This window comes from Sorangium sp. So ce117 (assembly GCF_051524395.1).
GTDB classification, from domain to species: domain Bacteria; phylum Myxococcota_A; class Polyangia; order Polyangiales; family Polyangiaceae; genus Sorangium; species Sorangium cellulosum_B.
The window spans coordinates 10,436,637-10,455,628 of record NZ_CP150309.1 but is presented as its reverse complement, the minus strand read 5'-3'; the positions used below and the strand labels follow the sequence as shown (position 1 = coordinate 10,455,628).

At 72.3% G+C, this 18,992-nt stretch carries 22 protein-coding genes; 17 read left to right on the top strand and 5 right to left on the bottom strand.

Features of this window, described 5'->3' with window-relative positions:
- Nucleotides 1-33 precede the first annotated feature (33 nt).
- Nucleotides 34-756: a polyprenol monophosphomannose synthase gene (locus tag WMF46_RS39205; protein ID WP_437981890.1), complete on the bottom strand. Its 723-nt coding sequence runs from the start codon at nt 754-756 to the stop codon at nt 34-36.
- A 362-nt stretch (nt 757-1,118) separates the two neighbouring features.
- On the opposite strand from WMF46_RS39205, the gene trxA reads away from it, so the two are divergent.
- The 16 genes from trxA to WMF46_RS39125 all read left to right on the top strand — a co-directional run bounded on the left by trxA (nt 1,119) and on the right by WMF46_RS39125 (nt 15,412).
- Nucleotides 1,119-1,442 carry a thioredoxin gene (gene trxA, locus WMF46_RS39200; RefSeq protein ID WP_437545284.1) on the top strand — a complete coding sequence of 108 codons (324 nt, stop codon included), beginning with the start codon at nt 1,119-1,121 and terminating at the stop codon, nt 1,440-1,442.
- Nucleotides 1,443-1,702: 260 nt separating this feature from the next.
- A complete protein-coding gene (gene gap / locus WMF46_RS39195; protein WP_437545282.1) occupies nt 1,703-2,728 on the top strand; it encodes a type I glyceraldehyde-3-phosphate dehydrogenase in 1,026 nt (341 codons plus the stop codon).
- A 4-nt stretch (nt 2,729-2,732) separates the two neighbouring features.
- Nucleotides 2,733-3,968, top strand: a complete 1,236-nt coding sequence (locus WMF46_RS39190) for a phosphoglycerate kinase (RefSeq protein ID WP_437981889.1) — start codon at nt 2,733-2,735, stop codon at nt 3,966-3,968.
- A gap of 5 nt (nt 3,969-3,973) precedes the next feature.
- Nucleotides 3,974-4,807, top strand: coding sequence for a triose-phosphate isomerase (gene tpiA / locus WMF46_RS39185; protein WP_012239956.1), 834 nt, complete (start codon nt 3,974-3,976; stop codon nt 4,805-4,807).
- A gap of 106 nt (nt 4,808-4,913) precedes the next feature.
- On the top strand, nt 4,914-5,186 hold the full coding sequence (gene secG / locus WMF46_RS39180) for a preprotein translocase subunit SecG (protein WP_437711363.1): 273 nt from the start codon (nt 4,914-4,916) through the stop codon (nt 5,184-5,186).
- A 6-nt stretch (nt 5,187-5,192) separates the two neighbouring features.
- Nucleotides 5,193-6,845: a hypothetical protein gene (locus WMF46_RS39175; RefSeq protein WP_437981888.1), complete on the top strand. Its 1,653-nt coding sequence runs from the start codon at nt 5,193-5,195 to the stop codon at nt 6,843-6,845.
- Nucleotides 6,842-7,516, top strand: a complete 675-nt coding sequence (locus tag WMF46_RS39170) for an acyltransferase (protein ID WP_437981887.1) — start codon at nt 6,842-6,844, stop codon at nt 7,514-7,516. Before WMF46_RS39175 ends, WMF46_RS39170 begins: the two co-directional genes overlap by 4 nt.
- Nucleotides 7,513-8,631 carry a DegT/DnrJ/EryC1/StrS family aminotransferase gene (locus tag WMF46_RS39165; RefSeq protein ID WP_437981886.1) on the top strand — a complete coding sequence of 373 codons (1,119 nt, stop codon included), beginning with the start codon at nt 7,513-7,515 and terminating at the stop codon, nt 8,629-8,631. The genes WMF46_RS39170 and WMF46_RS39165 overlap by 4 nt, the downstream gene beginning before the upstream one ends.
- A 134-nt stretch (nt 8,632-8,765) precedes the next feature.
- A complete protein-coding gene (locus WMF46_RS39160) occupies nt 8,766-9,872 on the top strand; it encodes a hypothetical protein (protein WP_437981885.1) in 1,107 nt (368 codons plus the stop codon).
- Nucleotides 9,869-10,426, top strand: a complete 558-nt coding sequence (locus tag WMF46_RS39155) for a hypothetical protein (RefSeq protein WP_437981884.1) — start codon at nt 9,869-9,871, stop codon at nt 10,424-10,426. The genes WMF46_RS39160 and WMF46_RS39155 overlap by 4 nt, the downstream gene beginning before the upstream one ends.
- Before the next feature lie 17 nt (nt 10,427-10,443).
- Nucleotides 10,444-11,208, top strand: a complete 765-nt coding sequence (locus WMF46_RS39150; protein WP_437981883.1) for a formyl transferase — start codon at nt 10,444-10,446, stop codon at nt 11,206-11,208.
- 57 nt (nt 11,209-11,265) lie between these two features.
- Nucleotides 11,266-12,216 (top strand): LysR family transcriptional regulator, encoded by a 951-nt coding sequence (locus tag WMF46_RS39145; RefSeq protein ID WP_437981882.1) that lies wholly within the window; start codon nt 11,266-11,268, stop codon nt 12,214-12,216.
- 97 nt (nt 12,217-12,313) lie between these two features.
- A complete protein-coding gene (gene ychF / locus WMF46_RS39140) occupies nt 12,314-13,405 on the top strand; it encodes a redox-regulated ATPase YchF (RefSeq protein ID WP_437981881.1) in 1,092 nt (363 codons plus the stop codon).
- Nucleotides 13,406-13,523: 118 nt separating this feature from the next.
- Nucleotides 13,524-13,988: a hypothetical protein gene (locus WMF46_RS39135; protein ID WP_437981880.1), complete on the top strand. Its 465-nt coding sequence runs from the start codon at nt 13,524-13,526 to the stop codon at nt 13,986-13,988.
- A gap of 162 nt (nt 13,989-14,150) precedes the next feature.
- On the top strand, nt 14,151-14,789 hold the full coding sequence (locus WMF46_RS39130) for a hypothetical protein (protein ID WP_437904532.1): 639 nt from the start codon (nt 14,151-14,153) through the stop codon (nt 14,787-14,789).
- On the top strand, nt 14,786-15,412 hold the full coding sequence (locus WMF46_RS39125; RefSeq protein ID WP_437981879.1) for a hypothetical protein: 627 nt from the start codon (nt 14,786-14,788) through the stop codon (nt 15,410-15,412). Before WMF46_RS39130 ends, WMF46_RS39125 begins: the two co-directional genes overlap by 4 nt.
- Before the next feature lie 61 nt (nt 15,413-15,473).
- On the opposite strand, the gene WMF46_RS39120 is transcribed toward WMF46_RS39125, so the two are convergent.
- The gene (locus tag WMF46_RS39120; protein WP_437981878.1) at nt 15,474-15,734 is read right to left on the bottom strand and encodes a DUF4142 domain-containing protein; all 261 of its coding nucleotides are present in this window, start codon (nt 15,732-15,734) and stop codon (nt 15,474-15,476) included.
- On the opposite strand from WMF46_RS39120, the gene WMF46_RS39115 reads away from it, so the two are divergent.
- Nucleotides 15,715-15,990, top strand: a complete 276-nt coding sequence (locus WMF46_RS39115) for a hypothetical protein (protein WP_437545253.1) — start codon at nt 15,715-15,717, stop codon at nt 15,988-15,990. The genes WMF46_RS39120 and WMF46_RS39115 overlap by 20 nt on opposite strands.
- 67 nt (nt 15,991-16,057) lie before the next feature.
- On the opposite strand, the gene WMF46_RS39110 is transcribed toward WMF46_RS39115, so the two are convergent.
- Genes WMF46_RS39110 through hscB form a run of 3 tightly spaced genes read right to left on the bottom strand, consistent with a single transcriptional unit; the run spans nt 16,058 to nt 18,953 of the window.
- Complete coding sequence (locus WMF46_RS39110; RefSeq protein WP_437981877.1) at nt 16,058-16,414, bottom strand: 2Fe-2S iron-sulfur cluster-binding protein; 357 nt, start codon at nt 16,412-16,414, stop codon at nt 16,058-16,060.
- A complete protein-coding gene (gene hscA, locus WMF46_RS39105; protein WP_437981876.1) occupies nt 16,414-18,420 on the bottom strand; it encodes a Fe-S protein assembly chaperone HscA in 2,007 nt (668 codons plus the stop codon). The genes WMF46_RS39110 and hscA overlap by 1 nt, the downstream gene beginning before the upstream one ends.
- Nucleotides 18,417-18,953: a Fe-S protein assembly co-chaperone HscB gene (hscB, locus tag WMF46_RS39100; RefSeq protein ID WP_437981875.1), complete on the bottom strand. Its 537-nt coding sequence runs from the start codon at nt 18,951-18,953 to the stop codon at nt 18,417-18,419. The genes hscA and hscB overlap by 4 nt, the downstream gene beginning before the upstream one ends.
- Nucleotides 18,954-18,992: the final 39 nt, after the last annotated feature.

The following is an 18,992-nucleotide window of genomic DNA, read 5'->3' as shown; positions in this document are numbered from 1 at the left end:
CAGCGCACGCTCGCGCGAGGCGGGGCCGCGCGATCAGATGCGACCGCGCGCGGCGTCGAGCTTCAGGCGGAAGACCTCGACGATCGCCTCGGCGAAGATCCGGCGGCTCATCTTCGAGCGGCCTGCGCGGCGGTCGACGAACACGATCGGCACCTCGACCACGCGCAGCCCTTTGCGCAGCGCGCGGTAGGTCGTCTCGATCTGGAACGCGTAGCCGTTCGAGCGCACGCTGCCGAGATCGAGCGAGAGGAGCGCGCGCCGCGTGAACGCCTTGTAGCCGGTCGTGAGGTCGCGGATGCCGACGCCCAGGATGGTCCGCGCGTAGAGGGAGCCGCCCTTCGAGAGCACGTGCCGCCCGAGGCCCCAGCCCTCGACGCCGCCGCCCGGCATGTTGCGCGAGCCGAGCACGACGTCGGCGCCTTGCGCGATCGCGTCGAGGAACGCCGGCAGGTGGCGCGGGTCGTGCGAGAGGTCGGCGTCCATCTCGAACGCGACGTCGTAGCCGCCGTCCAGCGCGCGCTGGAAGCCCTCCAGGTAGGCCGTGCCGAGCCCGCGCTTCGCCGCCCGGTGGAGCACGCGGACGCGCCCGTCGCGCGCGGCGAGCTCGTCGCCGAGGGCGCCTGTCCCGTCGGGCGACGCGTCGTCGACGACGAGCACGTGCGCGTCCGGGGCCGCCCCGAGGACGGAGCTCACGAACTCGGCGAGGTTGTCTCGCTCGTTGTACGTCGGCGTGATGATGAGGGTTCGGGGGGCCATCCTGGCTCGGCGCCGCGCGAGCGGGCGCCCGCTCGCGGGGTCGTGCGCGCCGTGCAGCGTCGCGCGCCAGGTCCGCGGGCGTCCGCTCGCGCTCAGGCCTCCGCTGCGTCGGCCAGCACGGGCGCTCCGGCGCCGGGCGATCTACCAAAACGACGGCGCAGGCGGAAGGTTCCGCGGGTGCGCCGCGAGCGCCTTGTGGGTTGCCGGAGGCGTGCGCGCCGGGTACTTTCCTTTCCCGACAGGGCGGTCCGCTCTGCATCGGGCCGATAGGCTGGCGCGGCCTCGGTCAACTCACGGGGCGCGCCCCGCGCAGCACAGGCGCGGCCCCGAACATGAACAGCGCGGCACCGACGGAGACAATCATGGCAGGCGAGCACGTCGTCACCCTCACCAACGAGAATTTCGAGTCCGAGGTCATCAACTCCCCGATCCCCGTGCTCGTGGACTTCACGGCCACCTGGTGCGGGCCCTGCAAGCAGCTCGCGCCGATCGTCGCCACGATCGCCGCGGAGTCCCAGGGCACGCTGAAGGTCGGCAAGCTCGACATCGACGCGGCGCCCAAGCTCGCCCAGAAATACAACGTCCGCGCCGTTCCGACGTGCATCCTGTTCCGGGGCGGCGAGAAGGCGGGCTCGTACACCGGCGTCGCGAGCAAGGAGAAGCTCCTCCGGGAGCTCGGCGTCTGATCCGCGGCCGCGCGTGACGCCGGCGTGACAGATCCCGGCGCGACAGCGCCCGAGCGCGCCGGCGCTCCCCTTCCCACAGGCCGAAACCACCCCAAATACCGACCGAAAGCCCTCCCGGCGAGGCGCTGCTCCGGCCAGCCGGCCGCGGCCCCGCCGCCGCCGGCGCTCCACATCGCCGGCGCCCCGCGGCTGAGGCTTTGCTTGACCGTCGCGCGCGAGGTGACTACGACTCGCGCCGGCCACTTTCCCAGGAGTTCGTGATGGCGACGAAGATCGCAATTAACGGTTTTGGGCGCATCGGACGCTGCATTGTCCGCGCGCTTTACGAGCGCGGCGTGAAGGATATCGAGCTGGTCGCCATCAACGACCTGACGGATCCGGCGACGCTCGCCCACCTCTTCCAGTACGACTCGATCCACCGCGAGTTCAAGGCGGCGAAGGTCGGTCACGGCGACAAGCACATCAGCATCGGCGATCGGAAGATCGAGGTCCTCGCGCTGAAGGATCCGGCCGAGCTGCCGTGGAAGAGCCTCGGCGTCGACATCGTCCTCGAGTGCACGGGCATCTTCACGGACAAGGCGAAGGCCGCCGGCCACATCAACGCGGGCGCCAAGCGCGTGATCATCAGCGCGCCGGCCAAGGGCCACGACCTCACGGTCGTGATGGGCGTGAACGACGAGCTCTACGACGCGCAGAAGCACACGGTCATCTCGTGCGGCTCCTGCACGACGAACTGCCTCGCCCCCATCGCCAAGGTGATGCTCGACAACTTCGGCATCGTCCGCGGCCTGATGACGACGGTCCACTCGTACACGAACGACCAGCACCTGCTCGACATCCCGCACCGCAAGGGCGACCTGCGCCGCGCGCGCGCCGCCGCGGTCAACATGATCCCCTCGAGCACCGGCGCCGCGAAGGCGCTGTCCGAGGTCATCCCGGCGCTCAAGGGCAAGTTCGACGGGCTCGCGATCCGCGTCCCCACGGTCGACGTCTCGCTCGTGGACCTCACCCTCGAGACCGAGAAGCCGATCACGAAGGAGAGCATCCACGCCGCGATGAAGCAGGCCGCCGAGCAGGGGCCGATGAAGGACGTCCTCAACTACACCGATCGGGAGCTCGTCTCGGGCGACTTCATCGGCTCGCCCGCGTCCAGCACCTTCGACTCGACCATGACGTCGGTCCTCGGCGATCGCTTCGCGAAGATCTTCTCCTGGTACGACAACGAGTGGGGCTTCTCGAACCGCATGATCGACCTCGCGCAGCTCGTGGCGAGGAAGGGCGTCTAGCGCCGTGAAGCTCACCGGAATCCGCTCCGTCGAAGACCTCGCCGCCGCAGGGGACGCCGCCGGCCTCAGCGGCAAGCGCGTCTTCATCCGCGTCGACTTCAACGTCCCGCTCGACAAGAAGACGGGCAAGATCACGGACGACTCGCGCATCCGCGAGGCGATCCCGACGATCAAGCTCGTCATGGAGGCGGGCGCGAAGGTGATCCTCGCGTCGCACCTCGGCCGCCCGAAGCCGGGCAAGACCGAGGGGCTCTCGCTGGAGCCGTGCGGGGGGCGGCTCAGTGAGCTCACGGGCTACGAGGTCCACCTGCCGGACGACTGTGTCGGCGACTCGCCCAAGAAGGTCATCTACGACCTCCGGGCGGGCCAGATCTGCCTCCTCGAGAACCTCCGCTTCCACGAGGAGGAAGAGAAGGACGACGAGGGGTTCGCGCGCCAGCTCGCCGAGCTCTGCGACGTCTACGTCGACGACGCCTTCGGCGCCGTGCACCGCGCCCACGCGTCGGTGCACGCGCTGCCGCGCCTCATGCGCGAGCGCGCCGCCGGCCTCCTCCTCCAGAAGGAGCTCAAGGCGCTGACCCGGCTCGTCGATCGCCCGGAGAAGCCTTACGTCGCCGTCCTCGGCGGCGCCAAGGTCTCCGACAAGATCGACGTCGTCGAGGCGCTCCTCAACGTGGTCGACACCCTGTGCATCGGCGGCGCGATGGCGAACACCTTCCTCGCCGCGCAGGGCAAGAACCTGCAGAAGAGCCGGATCGAGGAGGACAAGCTCCCGCTGGCGCGCACGATCATGAGCAAGGCGCGCGATCGGGGCATCCAGCTCCTCCTGCCCGTCGACGCCGTCGTCGCCTCGAGCATCGATGCGACGCAGGGCGCGCCCGCGTCCGTCGACGCGATCCCCGAGGGCACGATGGCGCTCGACATCGGCCCCCGCTCGATCGAGCAGTTCGGCCAGGCGATCGAGCGGGCGAAGACGGTGTTCTGGAACGGCCCGATGGGCCTCTTCGAGACGCCGGCCTTCTCCAAGGGCACGTTCGACGTCGCGCGCATCATGAGCGGCGCCTCCGGCTTCACGGTGGTCGGTGGCGGCGACAGCGCGGCGGCGGTCAAGCAGGCCGGCGAGCACATCGCCAAGGGCTTCGATCACATCTCGACCGGCGGCGGCGCTTCGCTCGAGCTCATCGAGGGCAAGCGTCTCCCGGGCGTCGAGGCGCTCCGGTCGGCCGAGGTGAGCGAGTGAAGCCCGTGAACGATGGGGGCACGTCCGCGGAGGCGGGCGCCGCCCCGCGGGCGGCCTCGCGTCGTCCGCTCATCGCCGGCAACTGGAAGATGAACGCCGGGGGCCAGGACGCATGTCCTCTCTCGGCGGCCGTCGCCAAGGCGACGCGCGAGCTCACCCGGGCCGAGGTGGTGGTCGCTCCGCCGTTCACGGCGATCGCCGCCGTGGCCCACGAGCTCGCGGAGGCGAAGAGCGAGGTCGGCATCGCCGCGCAGAACATGAGCGCCGAGGTCTCCGGGGCGTTCACCGGCGAGGTCTCGTCGGGCATGCTCAAGGACGCGGGCGCGACCTGGGTGATCCTCGGGCACAGCGAGCGGCGGCAGCTGTTCGCCGAGACCGACGAGTCGGTCGCCCGGAAGGTCGCCTCGGCGATGGCCGCCGAGCTGCGCCCCATCGTCTGCGTCGGCGAGACGCTCGAGCAGCGCGAGGCGGGTGAGACGCTCGCCGTGGTCGAGCGGCAGGTCCGCGCCGTCCTCGACGAGCTCGCGAAGCAGCCCGGCTTCGGCGTCATCGCCTACGAGCCGGTCTGGGCGATCGGGACCGGCAAGGTCGCGCGCGCCGAGGACGCCCAGGAGGTGCACGCGTTCATCCGCGGCCTGCTCGCGAAGGCCTCGGAGGACCTCGCGGGCGTCACGCGCATCCTCTACGGCGGCAGCGTCAAGGCCGACAACGCCGAGGCGCTGCTCGCCCAGGACGATATCGACGGCGCGCTGGTCGGCGGGGCTTCGCTCGACGCCGCTGGCTTCGCCAAGATCGTCGATGCCGCTCACCGACTGGCGGAGCGCGCGGAACAGGGGTAGATCGCAGGCCGCTCCCTTCTCGCCACGGGAGCGCCGGCCTGCCCTCTCGCCCACTTGCCCCTTGGGCCCCTCGCGCGGTCCAGACTCACCCAGCTGAAAGACGCCGATGCTTCACACGTTCCTCAACATCGTGCACGTGTTCGTCTGTCTGTTCCTGATCCTCGTCGTGCTCCTCCAGCAGGGCCGCGGGGGCGGGATGGGCTCGGCCATGGGCGGCGCGACGGCGCAGGTGTTCGGCGGCCGCGGCGCTGGCAACTTCATGACCCGCCTCACGGCCGTCTGCGCCGCCGTCTTCATGGCGACGAGCGTGTCGCTCGCCTACCTCTCGTCGGCAGGCGACCGCGAGCTGCGCGAGTTCGAGAAATCCCAGGAAAAGTAGGCTCGCGTGCTAGGGCCCGCCCCCGCGCCGGGGAGGGAAGCGGGTAGGGCGCTCGACGCGGGGTCGTCCGTGGAGGCGGCGTCGGCCGTCTCCATCCCTTTCGCGCGCGACCTTGCCCTCGTCGCCCTCGCCAAGGCGGTCGTCTCTGCTCTGGTCCTCGCGCTCGGCTTCCGGGCGGTGAGCGATGACGATTTCGCGCGCGTGGTCCTCGCGCAGGCGTGGGCCCACGCGCCCCGGCTCGACCCGACGGGGACGAGCTGGCTGCCTGTCCCTTTCTGGCTCATCGGCGCGCTCTTCCGCGTCTTCGCGCCGACCCTCGAGGTCGCCCGCGCCGTCGCGTTCGCCCTCGGCCTCGCTTCGGCCGCGCTCGTCCACCTCGCCGCCCGCTGGATCACCGGGGATCGCCGCGCCGCGCTCGCCGGGGCGCTGCTCGCCGGTGCCTTCCCCTGGAGCGCTTGCCTCGGCGTGGCGACGGTCCCCGAGCTGCCGACCGCCGCCCTCTCGCTGTTCGCTGTGGCGTCGCTCGTCGCGCCGCCGGCCGGGCCTGCGCCCCCGGCTGGGCGCGCCCTCTTTGGCGCGGTCGCGCTCGTGCTCGCGACGCTCTCCCGCTACGAACCCTGGTCCGTCGCCGTCGCCTTCGCGGCGATGGCGCTGCTCGCCGCCGCCCGCCTCGGCCAGAGCCGCGGCGCGCAGGCGAAGCTCGCGCTCGCCGCGCTCGTCGCGCTCGCCGGGCCCGCCGCGTGGATCGCGTGGAACCGCGTCGCTCACGGCGACGCGCTGCATTTCCTGGCCCGCGTCGCCTCCTACCGCAACGCGATCGGCCCGGGCGGCGACGGCTCCCTGCTGCGGCTCTTCGCGTACCCTGCCGCGATGGTCCGCGAGGAGCCGGAGCTCTTCGTGTGGCCCATCGCCATCGCCCTCGTCGCATGGCGCGCCCGCCGCGGCGCTGCGCCGGGGGCGGCCCGATCGCTTCCATCGCTCCTTCGTGCGGCCCGTCCGTACGCGCTCCCCGGCGCCGTCGCCGCCTTCCAGATCGCGGCGCTCTCGCTCGCCCTCGTGCGCGACGGCGCGCCCACCCACCACCCCGAGCGAGCGACCCTCCTCGCGTTGCTCCTGCTCGCGCTCGCCGTCGGAGATCTCTCGGCGCGCGCCTTCCGGGGCGCCTTGGCCGGCGCGCGGCGCGCCCTCGGCGGCGCGCTGCTGGTGGTGCTGGCCCTCGGCGCCTTCTTTCGCCCGCACCTGCGCCGCGAGCACTTCAATCCGCGGAGGGACGAGGTCGCCATCGGCCACGCCGCCGCGGAGCTCACGCCTCCTTCCGCGCCCCTCCTCCTCGAGGTCGCCGACTATGGCCACCTCGCGGCGCTCGCCGCCCTGGGGCGTCCCGAGGGGGTGTACCCCGATCGCTCGATCGATCCCCGAGATCCGCCTGTCCGCTCGAGCTTCGAGGACCCTGCCTCGCTCGCGCGCCGCGCCGCCGGCCTGGGCGCCGCCTACCTCATCGGGCGCGTCAGGCCACCGGTCATCGATTTCGCCGGCCCGCCGCTCGCGACGCGCGGTGCCTGGGGGATCTGGCCGGTGCCTCCGGCAGGCGGCGCGCTGGGGGCCTTGCCGGAGGGGAGCTCCAGGGGCCCCGCGCACCCCGTGGAGGTGGCGCCATGAGCGAGCCCGCAATGCCCTTCTTCGCGCACCCGTCTGCGTGCATCGACGAGCCCTGCGACATCGGCGAGGGGACGAAGGTGTGGCACTTCTGCCATGTCTCGGCCGGGGCGCGGATCGGCCGCGCCTGCGTCCTCGGCCAGAACGTCTTCGTCGCGGGCACCGCCGTCGTCGGCGATGGCGTCCGGATCCAGAACAACGTGTCTCTTTATGACGGCACGCTGGTCGAGGACGACGTGTTCCTCGGCCCGTCCGCGGTGCTCACCAACGTCGTCAACCCGCGTGCCCCGATCGACCGCCGCGCGTTCCTGGACACGACGCGCATCCGTCGCGGCGCCACCGTGGGCGCCAATGCCACCATCGTCTGCGGCGTCACGATAGGGCGCCATGCGTTCGTCGGCGCCGGCGCGGTCGTCACGCGCGACGTGCCCGACTATGCGCTCGTCACCGGCGTGCCGGCCCGGCGCACCGGCTGGATGAGCCGCCACGGTCACAAGCTCGTCGCCTCGCGCGACGGCCACCTGCGCTGCCCCGAGAGCGGCTTTCGCTACGAGCGTCACGGCGACATCGTCCGTTGTCTCGACCTCGACGAGGACGCGCCGCTCGCCCGGCCCCGCGCCGCGGCCACGCGCCATTACCGCGATCCCCTCTCCGCGGAGGACACCGACGGATGACCGCGCCTATTCCCTTCTTCGATCGCGCCCGCGGCGATCTCGCCATGCAGGACGAGCTCTCCGCCGTGTTCCAGTCGGTCCTCCGGAGCGGCCACTACATCCTCGGTCCGGAGGTCGAGGCCTTCGAGTCGGAGTGCGCCGCGTACCTCGGCGTCCGGCACGCGATCGGCGTCTCTTCCGGCACCGACGCGTTGCTCGTCGCGCTGATGGCGCTCGGCGTCGGCGCGGGCGACGAGGTCGTGTGCCCCGCCTACACGTTCTTCGCGACCGCGGGCGCCATCCATCGCACCGGCGCCACGCCCGTCTTCGCGGACGTGCTCCCTGGCTCGTTGAACCTCGACCCCGCCTCCGCGGCGCGCGCCCTGACGGCGCGCACCCGGGCGATCCTCGCCGTCCACCTCTTCGGCGCCTGCGCGCCCATGGACGAGCTCCTCGCGATCGCGGGCGGCCGCGGCCTGCCGGTCATCGAGGACGCGGCCCAGGCGTTCGGCGCCGAGCGCGGCGGCCGCCGCGCGGGGGCGCTCGGGCTCATGGGGTGCTTCTCGTTCTTCCCGACCAAGAACCTCGGCGGCTTCGGCGATGGCGGGCTCGTGACCACCGATCACGACGAGCTCGCGGAGCGCGTCCGGACGCTCAGGGCGCAGGGCGCTCGGAGGAAGCACCATCACACCTGCGTCGGCGGCAACTTCCGGCTCGACGCGCTCCAGGCGGCGCTCCTCCGGCGCAAGCTCCCGCGGCTCGACGCGCTCCTCGAGCGGCGGCGCGAGCACGCCGCGCGGTATGCGGCGCTCCTCGGCGGGCGAGAACTGCCCCTCGCGCTGCCGGACGCCGGCGCTGTCGGGCACACGTTCAATCAGTATGTGATTCGCCTGAACGATCCCTCTCTGCGCGATCCTCTGCGGAGCTCGCTTGCGGAGCAAGGCATCGGCACCGAGATCTATTATCCCGCGCCGCTCCACCTCCAGCCCTGCTTCGCGCGCCTTGGCCCGCCGGAGGGCTCCCTTCCGGTCGCGGAGGCGGCGGCGCGCGACACGCTCGCGCTCCCCATCTTTCCCGAGCTCACAGGCGACGAGGTCGCGCGCGTGGCGACCGCTATCGCCTCGTTCTTCGGTTGAGCCGGGCGCCTCGGCGCGGCGGCGTCAAGGCACCTCGGCTGCACCTCGCGTCGAGCGCGGCGCGCGTGCGCCATGGCGCCGGGCTTCGGCTTGCCGGATCGCGCGAGCGGGTGCTAGCGTGCGCCGCGCTGACGATGTTGCCGGCTCGCGCCATCACCCCGATCCCTTCCAGCGACCACCTCGCGCTGGGGGTCTCAGTACGGGAGCGGGCTCCGGCGATCTCGACCGTGCACCACCTCGACGCCGACGGCACGGTCTGGGCGAGCCAGGGGCGCGTCGTGCTGCGCCGCGCCCGCGGCGTCGGCGCGTTCGAGCCGTTTTGCCGGTTTCCCGCGGCGATGCCGCGTGACGCCATGGCCTTCCAGCGCCTGCTCGTCCGGGCGGCGCGCGCCGACAAGTGCAATGTGTACCGCACGTCGCGCGGAGTCGTCATCGGGGTTCGCGCGGGGACGATCTACCGGCTCGGGGAGGGGCGCGATCCGGCGCCGCTGGGCGCGATCGCTGGCGACTGCGTCCTGCACCGCGGGATCGCGGAGGACCCTCTCGGCGCCGCGTACCTCGGCGAGTACACGAGGAACGAGCGCCGTGGCTCGGTGCGCGTTCACCGGGTCGCTCCTGACGGCGACCGCGTCGAGGTAGCCCACGAGTTCTCCGCGGGGTCGGTGCGGCATGTTCATGGCATCTTCGCCGACCCGTTCGACGTCGGAGCGGCGTGGGTGACCACCGGTGATCTCGACGGCGAGTGCTACCTGTGGCGAACGCGCGACTGGTTCCGCACGATCGAGAGGTTCGGGGACGGCACGCAGCGCTGGCGCGCCGTACAGCTGTTCTTCACCGCGGACCACGTGTGCTGGTTGACCGACTCCGAGGTGACGCAGAACCATGCATGCCGCGCCGATCGACGCACGCTCGCCCTCGAGGTGGGCTGTGCGATCCCCGCCTCGGCGTGGCACGGGGCCCAGCTCCCAGGTCCGGTGCTCATCGCGCTCACGGTCGTCGAGCGCGGCGCCGGGGTTCACCGCGACACGGCGGCTGTCCTCGCGAGCCGCGACGGGATCACCTGGCGGGAGCTCGCCTGCTTCCGCAAGGATCGATGGAGTCCCTACTGGTTGTTCAAGAACGGTGTCCTCACGCTGCCGTCTGGGCATCTGCGTCAGGACGATCTCTGGTTGAGCGGCGAGGCGCTCGTGGGCCTGGACGGGAGCAGCGTGCGTATCGCGATCGACGGAGGCTTGCCGTGACCCTGCGCGATCGCGTGCTGGCGGGCGTCCGCGCCGCCGCGGTGTGGCTCGATGATCCCGCCCGGGGGCGCGAGCGCCGGAGCCGCCTCGAGGCCGCGCTGCGACGGGCTGCGTCCGGGGTGACCCGCGCCGCGCCGGCGCGCGCCGAGGGCGCCCTCCGCCCGGCGCTGGAGCAGCGCCGGTGGCGCGCTGGCGCGTGCGCCGACATCGAGGCGGCGCTCGCCGCGGGCGACGCTCGGGGAGCCGAGGAGCTCGAGCGGTTGCTTCGTCATGTCGAGCTGCGTCGCGGCGACGCCTTGGCGGAGATCGAGCCGCCGCAGGATCGCGCCGGCGTCGCGCGTGAGCGCGCCGCGGTCTGCTCGCTGCTCGCGCGGCAGGCGCCAGCGCGCCGCGACTGGCGGCTGCTCAACGCCGCCCTCAAGCTCGCGGATCGGTTCGCGCCGGGGATGTCGCGGCGGGTCGGACCCGAGGTCGCCGCGGACTGGGCCGCGGCGCTCCGCGACGTCGAATCCGCCCTTGCGGAGCTGGAGTTGCAATGCGCATCGCGCTCCTAGCGCCCGTGCATACAAGCATGTACGCGCGGCTGCTCGCGTGGCGGCTCGGTCGCACCGACGGCATCGAGCTGACCGACGTCCTGCTGCGAGCGCCTTACCAGCTCGACCGGCTCCGCGACGAGCTTCGCCTCACCACGCCCGGCCGCGTGCTCGCCAAGGTCACCGGCAAGGTCCTGGTCGGCAGCCTCTCGTCCCCCCGCGAGGGGGAGCGATCGGTGCGGGACATCGCCGCCGAGGAGGGGCTCCCCGGGGCGTCCCTGCGAGACGTCGCTGCGGCGATCGGCGCGCGGTTCCACGTGGTCCAGAACCACAACGACGAGCGGTCGCTCGCCGCGCTCCGGGCCGCCGCGCCCGACCTGATCGTGTTCGCGGGCGGCGGCCTGCTTCGCGCCCCGCTGCTGGCGATTCCCAGGATCGGTGTCCTCAACGCCCATGCGGGCGTCTTGCCCAGGTACCGTGGCATGGACGTCGCGCTGTGGCCCTTCCTCGAGGACGGCCCGCCCGAGCTCGGGGTCACCGTGCACCTCATCGACACGGGCGTCGACACCGGGCCCGTCGTGCTGGTCGAGCGGTTCGCGCTCGAGCCCGGAGACGACCACCCGGCCGTGATGAGGCGCGTCGAGCGCGTCGGGCTCGAGCTCATGTGTCGCGCGGTGCGCGGCTTGCGCGACGGGACCCTGACGCCTGCCCCCCAGGCCGCCGACGCGGGGCGACAGCATTTCGTGCTGCACCCTGCGATCGCGGCGATCGCGGCGCGGCGGCTCCGGGCGCTCGCCCGCTGATCACGCCCCCGCATCGCACGCGCGCTGAACCCGATCTCCGGAGCGTACAATCGGCGCGTGAAGGCGACGATTCATGAGATCGGTTCATCAATCGACCCCTCCGAGGCCGCGCACGCGCTGCGGCTCCTGGTCGCGATCGCGGATCTGCGCTCGTTCTCCGCGGCGGCCGAGCGGCTGGGTCTCACGCCCTCGGCGGTGAGCAAGGCCGTCTCCCGCGCCGAGGCTCGGCTCGGCGTGCAGCTCGTGCAGCGCACGACGCGCCGGGTCTCGCTGACCGATCTCGGCGAAGCGTACGTCGCGCGCGGCCGGCAGCTCCTCGCCGACGTCGAGTCGCTCGAGCGCGACATCGCCGCGCGCGACCAGGCGGTGCGCGGTCCGCTGCGCGTCGCGGCGCCCGCGGTCTACGGCGCGTGCCGCGTCGCCCCGCTCTGCGCGCGCTTCCAGGCCGAGCACCCGGGCGTCACCGTGGATCTCCGCTGCGGCGATCGGCTCGCCGATCTGGTCGAGGAGCGCATCGACGTCGCGGTGCGCATGCTCTCGGCGCTCCCGGCCGAGCTCGTCGCGCGGCCGCTCGAGGACGATCGGCGCGGGCTCTACGCGAGCCCTGGCTACCTCCGCCGCCACCGCGCGCCGCGCGGCGCGGCGGAGCTCGGATCACACGCCGGGCTCCGCTACGGCGCGGGCGGCGCGTCGCACGTCGCCTTCCGCCTCGTCGAGCCCGGCGGTGCCGCGGCGACGGCGCGCTTGCCCGCGGTCTTCTCCAGCGACAGCATCCTCGCCGTGCTCGAGGCGACGCGCGCCGGCCTCGGCCTGGCCGAGCTGCCCGCGTACCTCGCCGCGCCCGACGTCGCCGCGGGCAGGCTGCGCGAGGTGCTCGCCGGGTGGCTCCCGGTGCGCCGCCAGGTCGTCGCGGTGTACCTCCCGTCGCGCTTCCTGCCCGCGCGGGTGCGCGCGTTCGTCGACCACCTCGCCGGCGCCCTCCGCGCGCCCGGCCGCGCGCGGCGCTGAAGGCGGGCGGCGGCGCGGGCAAACCGGGAATCTCGCTGCCGCGGTGCTGCCCACGGGGCCGGGCCGCGCGACCCTGCCTGTGCTAGACGTGCGCGCCATGAGCGTCGAGGTTGGCATCGTCGGACTGCCCAACGTGGGCAAGAGCACCCTGTTCAACGCGCTGACGGCCGCCAAGGCCGAGGCGCAGAATTACCCCTTCTGCACGATCGAGCCCAACGTCGGCGCCGTTCCTGTCCCTGACGACCGGCTCACGACGCTCGCGAAGTTCATCAAGAGCGAGAAGATCATCCCCGCCATGGTGCAGGTGGTCGACATCGCCGGGCTCGTGCGCGGCGCGAGCACGGGCGAGGGGCTCGGGAACAAATTCCTGAGTCATATCCGTGAGGTAGACGCCATCCTCCACGTCGTCCGCTGCTTCACGCTCGCGGACGTCGTGCACGTCGACGGCGGGGTCGACCCGCTCCGCGACATCGACACGATCGAGACGGAGCTGATGCTCGCCGACCTCGGCTCCCTCGAGGGGATGCTGGAGCGCTCGCGGAAGCAGGCCAAGGGTGACAAGGAGCTTCTCCCGAAGATCGCGCTCATGGAGAAGTGCCTCGAGGCGCTCCAGGCCGGCAAGCCCGTCCGCGGGCTCTCCTTCGACGACGAGCAGCGGAAGGTCGTGAAGACATTCGGCCTGATCACGGCGAAGAAGGTCCTCTACGTGGCGAACGTCGACGAGTCCGACGTCTCCGGCACGGGCCCGCTCGCGGCGAAGGTGCGCGAGCGCGCCGCCTCCGAGGGCAGCGGCGTCGTGCCGGTCTGCAGCAAGCTCGAGGCGGAGCTGAACGAGCTCGCGCCCGACGAGCGCAAGGAGATGCTCGAGAGCCTCGGCATGAAGGAGCCGGCGCTCTCGACGCTCGCGCGCGAGGCCTACCGGCTGCTCGGCCTCCAGAGCTACTACACGGCCGGTCCCAAGGAGATCCGCGCCTGGACGATCCCGATCGGGTGCACGGCGCCGCAGGCCGCGGGGGTCATCCACACCGATTTCGAGAAGGGCTTCATCCGGGCGGAGGTCTACAAGGTGGACGACCTCGTCGAGCACAGGACCGAGGCCGCCATCCGCGCCGCAGGCAAGCTGCGCGTCGAGGGCAAGACGTACGTCTTCCAGGACGCCGACGTCGCGCACTTCCTCTTCAACGTCTGACCGTCCGTCCTACGAGCGCGCCCGCCGCCGTCGTTCTCCCTGAGCGCGCCCGGTGCGCCCCTGCTTCGCGGGCGGCGCGGCACCGCCGTTGCTCCTCCTGCGTTCGCGCAGGCGCGGTGTGCCGGCCACGACCGCCGGCGCTCCGCGGACCTCGCGCTTCTCGGACGGAGGCAGGACGGTGCCCAGGGCGAGCGTCGGCGCGTGGTGTGTGCTGGTTCTCCTCTCCTCGTGGGGGAGCGCCGCGGCGGGCTGCGTCGCGGCTGCCACCGACGTCCCGCCCGAGGAGGCGGGCGCCCCGGACCCGGGCGGCGGCGCGGCGCGCGTGCCTCTTCCGCCCGCGCCGTGCGATGTGCCGCGCGGGTTCTCGGAGGGCGCGCCGCCCCGCTTTCCAGCGGTGCCCGCGCCGGCCATCGGCCACAGGCCATCTGCGGAGCCCGGCGACGACGTCTTCGGCCGCTTCCTGCGATCCACCGTCGTCTTCTGTGGTTCCGACGAAGAGCCGTATTTCCTTCACTATCGCTTCTACCTCACGGGCCCGTTCTCGGGCCGCTGGCTGCGCCCGCCGCTGGTCCAGCCGCTCTGACGGCGCCTCACTGCCCAGCCCGCCTGGCGGCCGGGGCGATCGCTGTTCGTCGCCGTTCGTCGTCGTTCTCCGCCCGATGGCCGCGGCGCCCCGTCCGGTTTTTTGACCCCCTGGATCCGCTCGGCTACCTCCTGCGCCTTCACGAGACGAAAGGACGATCATTTGGGCGCACTCAAAGGATCCATCTCATTCTCGAAGTTCTATGTCCGCGGCGAGCTCACCGAGGGGTTCCGCGACAGGTTCGTCGAGCGAATCCAGCTCCGCGCGTTCCGGCCACTCACGGTCGAAGAGGACGCGGAGCAGCGCGCCGGGTGGTGCTCCATCGAGAATCCGCTCGATTGCGAGCTCGATCACGGCAAGATCTTCTTCAACTCGTACATCAACCTCGGCCTCAGGACCGATCGCTGGCAGGTGCCCTCGGCGCTCTTCAAGGCGCATTTCGCCGAGGCGGAGCGGGAGCACCTCGCGAAGCGCGGGCGCGAGAAGCTCGGGCGGCGCGAGAAGGAGGAGCTCCGGGCCGTCGTGTCGAGGAAGCTCCGCGCGCAGCTCATGCCGGTGATGAAGGTCGTGGATCTGTCCTGGAACCTGGAGGCCGGCGTCGTCCGGTTCTGGAACCAGTCGCCGCGCGCGCACGAGGGGCTCTCGGAGCTCTTCGAAGAGACCTTCGAGCTCGATCTCGTGCCGGAGAGCCCGTACACCGCCGCCCGTGAGCTCGGCTTGTCGGCCGAGCAGCTGGCCGCGTTCGAGCTGCTCAAGCCCACGGTCTTCCACGCTGAATCCACCCTTCGAGGTGCCCTGTGAGCCTCGCTGAGCTGATCGAGCAGCGCCGTTTCGTCGGCCGCGAATTCCTTGTCTGGCTCTGGTTCGAGAGCGAGCTCTTCGAGGGCCGCTTCTCCCTGGACGCCCTCGGCGTCTGCGAGCTCTGGCTCGAGGGGCAGATCACGCTCGTCCAGGAGAAGGAGCAGAGCCGGCTCAAGGGCGCGGCGCCGAGCAGCGCCCCCGAGGCCCACGAGGCGCTGCGCCAGGGCAAGCTCCCGTCGCACGCGCGCGTCCGCGTCACGCGCGGAGAGCTCGAGTATGCCTTCCTGTTCAACGCCGACGCGTTCTCGCTCTCGGGCGTGAAGATCCCGAGCGTCGTCAAGGACGCCGCGGACGAGCAGTTCTACGAGCGCATGTACCTCATCGAGGAGCTCGAGACGCTCTTCACAGCGCTCTACGGCGAGTTCCTCGCGCTCCGCCTCGGCGCTGCCTGGGAGTCCGGGGTGGCGCCGTTCATCCGCACCTGGGTCCGGGGCGAGCCCGTCGACACGGCCGCGTACCAGAAGCTCCGTGGCAAGCTCGCGCCCGTCCGCGGCGCGGCGAGGTCGAGGACGACCCCGCCGCCAGCGGAGAGGCCCGAGCGCGCGGCGCGCGTCGTCGTCTGAGCGCGCCGGCCGCCGTGCGCCGGCCACGCCGCGCAGGGCCGGCGCGCTCGCGCCGCCACGTCTACTTCACCTTGTCATAGACCTGCCTCACCATCGTGAGGTGCTCCCGGAGCAGCGCCAGCCCCGTGGCGGCGAAGCGCTTCACGCCGGCGTCCTTCGCCTCCTTCGCGGCCTCCTCGAACTCCTCGACGTCGTCCTCGTGGTCGCGAGCATGGGCGAGCAGGTGAGCGCCTCCGGCTGGCAGGGCGAAAGGCTCCCGAGAACTGGGCCCCGGCCGATCGCTCCATCTACGGTTGGCGCCTGTGGTCGGCGAGTTCTTCAAGCGCCTCACGAACGGCGTCGTCTTCCTCCTCGCCGCCCTGACCTTCTTCCTCGTCCCCATCGGCAGGAAGACGGCCGCGCAGCACCTCGTCGCGATCGTCTCGACGCCGCCGGCCAGGGAGGCCGCCTCGGCCTTCGCCCACATCGCTCGGCGCATCGCCACCGAGGCGAGCACCGAGCTGGACAAGCTCCGCCGCCCGCCGCCCGCGCAGCGCGAGCCGAAGCCGGCGACCGCGAAGGTGAGGCCGCCGCCGTAGCCGTCCCTGCCGTCGTTGCGGGTTGATCGCGCTGGTCGGCCCGCGCTGTTCAGCGCGCGCCGGGGGCTCAGCCCTTGCGCGGATCCTTCACGTTCGGGTGCTCGTTGTAGAAAGCGTCGAGGCTCTCGCGGGAGATCTCCGCCTCGATATCGCCGTCTTTCAAGATCTTCGCCTGACAGCCGAGGCGGCTCGTCGACCGGACGTCGAAGGCCTTGTCGAGGATGTCCTCCTCGTCCTCCTCGGCCTCGCTGAGGAACTCGCGCCCCTTCGTGACGTAGACGTGGCAGGTGGAGCACGCGCAGACGCCGCCGCACGCGTCGCCCTCGGGCGCGCCCACGGACTTCGACGCCTGGAGGACGGACGAGCCCACCGGGGCCTCGACCTCCCACGCGCGTCCGTGCGCCAGAAATCGGACCTTGGCCATCAGCTCCTCCTCGCCTCGACGCCGGCCTTCGCCGCGCCAGCGCCGCCCGCCTCGACCTGCGCGTGGCTCGCGTCGTCCCCGCCGTGCTCGGCCAGGTGCGCGTCCACGCCCTTCGCCGCGGCGACCTTCGCCTCGACGTCCTCGACCTGCTTGCCCGCGATCGCCCTGGCTACGGCGCGGTCCATCCGCCGCCCCGCCCACCCGTGCGTCGCCTCGTCGAGCGCCTCCGTGCGCGCGAGGATCAGCCCCGGCTTGTCGCCGCGGATCGCCGCGTCGAGGCCCTTCAGCGCGCCCTCGATCGCCTCGCGCTCACCTGGCTCGAGCAGATCGGCGTCCGCAGAGAGCGCCTTGCGCGTCGCCATCGCCACGCGCTCGCCCTCGACCCGCGCCTCGACGAGCCGGCGCTTGAGAAGGTCCTCCTCGCCGTGGTCCAGCGCCGCGAGGAGCATGTTCTCGACCTCCTCGTCGGTCAGCCCGTAGCTCGGCTTGACCTCGACCTTCTGCTCGACCCCCGTCGTCTGCTCGCGCGCGGTCACGCCGAGTAGGCCGTCGGCGTCCACGCGGAACGTCACCTCGAGCCGCGCCATGCCCGCGGGCATCGGCGGGATCCCCTTCAGCACGAAGCGCGCGAGCGAACGGCAGTCGGCGGCGAGCTCCCGCTCGCCCTGCACGATGTGCAGATCGAACCCCGTCTGGTTGTCCGCGTAGGTCGTGAAGGTCTGCCGCGCCCCCGCCGGGATCGTCGTGTTCCTCGGCAGGATCTTCTCGGCGACGCCGCCCATCGTCTCGATGCCGAGCGACAGCGGCAGCACGTCGAGCAGGAGCACCTCGTCCGCGCGATCCATCGAGCCGGCCAGGATGTCGGCCTGGATGGCCGCGCCCAGCGCGACGACCTCCTCCGGATCGATGTCCTTGAGCGGCTCCTTGCCGAAGAGGCGCGCCACGTAGTCGCGCACGTGGGGCACGCGCGTCGCGCCGCCCACGAGGATCACGCCGTCGAGGTCCGCGACCTGGACGCCCGCGTCGCGGAGCGCGCGGCGGCACGCGACGCCCGTGCGCTCCAGGAGCGGCGTGATGAGCGCGTTCAGCTCGTCGCGGGTCACGGTGACCAGCTTCGACGCCGGGCCGCCCGTCGCCTCGGCCGCCTGCACGGGCAGCTCGATCTCGATCTGCGTCGCGTCGGTCAGCGCGTGCTTGATGCTGCGGGCGGTGTCGAGCGCGAGCCGCACCACCTCGGGCGTGCGCCGCGTCGCGCCCATCTCCTCGAGCAGCCGCTCCGCGAGCGCCCTGTCCATGTCGTCGCCGCCGAGCGAGCTGTCGCCCCCCGTGGACTTCACCTGGAAGACCCCGTTGTCGAGCAGGAGGACGGTGACGTCGAACGTCCCGCCGCCCAGGTCGTACACGGCGAACAGGCCGTTCTGCTGCTTGTCGAGCCCGTACGCGAGCGCCGCGGCGGTCGGCTCGTTGAGCAGGCGCAGCACCTCCAGCCCGGCCAGCCGGCCGGCGTCCTTGGTCGCCTGCCGCTGGGCGTCGTCGAAGTACGCCGGCACCGTGATCACCGCGCCGCCCACGGAGCGGAGCTCGCGCTCCGCCGAGGTGCGGAGCTCCCTCAAGATCTCCGCCGACACCTCGACGGGCGTCACGACCGCGTCCCGCACCTTGAAGCGCACGCTCTTCGCGTCCTCGGGGCCCTTCGGCTCCGCGAACTCGTACGGCCCGAGCCGCCGCGTCTCCGGATCGTCCGCGCCGCGGCCCATGAAGCGCTTCACGCTGACGATGGTCTCGCGGGGGTGGCTCTGCGCGAGCCGCCGTGCGCTGTCGCCCACGACCGCGCGGCCGCGCTCGTCGTAGTGCACGACCGACGGCACGAGCCGCTCTCCATTGCAGTCGTCGATGACCACCGGGCGGCCGTCGCGCACGCGGGCGACGAGCGAGTTCGTCGTCCCGAGATCGATGCCGATCGGGCTGGGCCTTGCCTTGGGGTCGAAAATTTCGAGGAGGGTCATTTCAAATCTGCGAGCTCTTCTTCGATGGCGCTCACTTCTTCGAGGAATCGCCGGATGTAGCGGAGCTCGCTGAGCAAGGCGAGCACGCCATGCAGCTGCTCCGGATCATTCCCTGCGGCGGCGAAGGCGCCCTGGATCGCCGTGAGGGTCGCCTGCTCGCGCGCGAGCATCGCCTCGCCGAGCCGCGCGATCCGTGCGGGGTCGCGCCCCTTCGCCGCCTCGGCGAGCTCTTCGCGCGACTCCATCATCTCCATGAGCAGGGCGGGGGAGGCCTTCTGCTCGCCCTCCTCGCCCCGCGCGACCCCGGCGCGCTGGAGCAGCGCCTCGGCCCGGCGGATCGGATCCTTGAGGACGCGCAGGGCGTCGTTCGCCTCGATCGCGCGGCCGAGCGCGAGCCGGCGCTCGGCCGCGGGGGCGCCCGCGTAGCGATCGGGGTGGAGCGCGCGCGAGAGATCGCGGTGGCGCTGCTCGAGGGCGCGCAGGTCGAGGTCGAACCGCGGCTCGACGCCCAGGGTATCGAAGGGATCGGTCATGGCGTGCTCTGGGGGAGGCGCCTCGGAGACGGGGCGGGC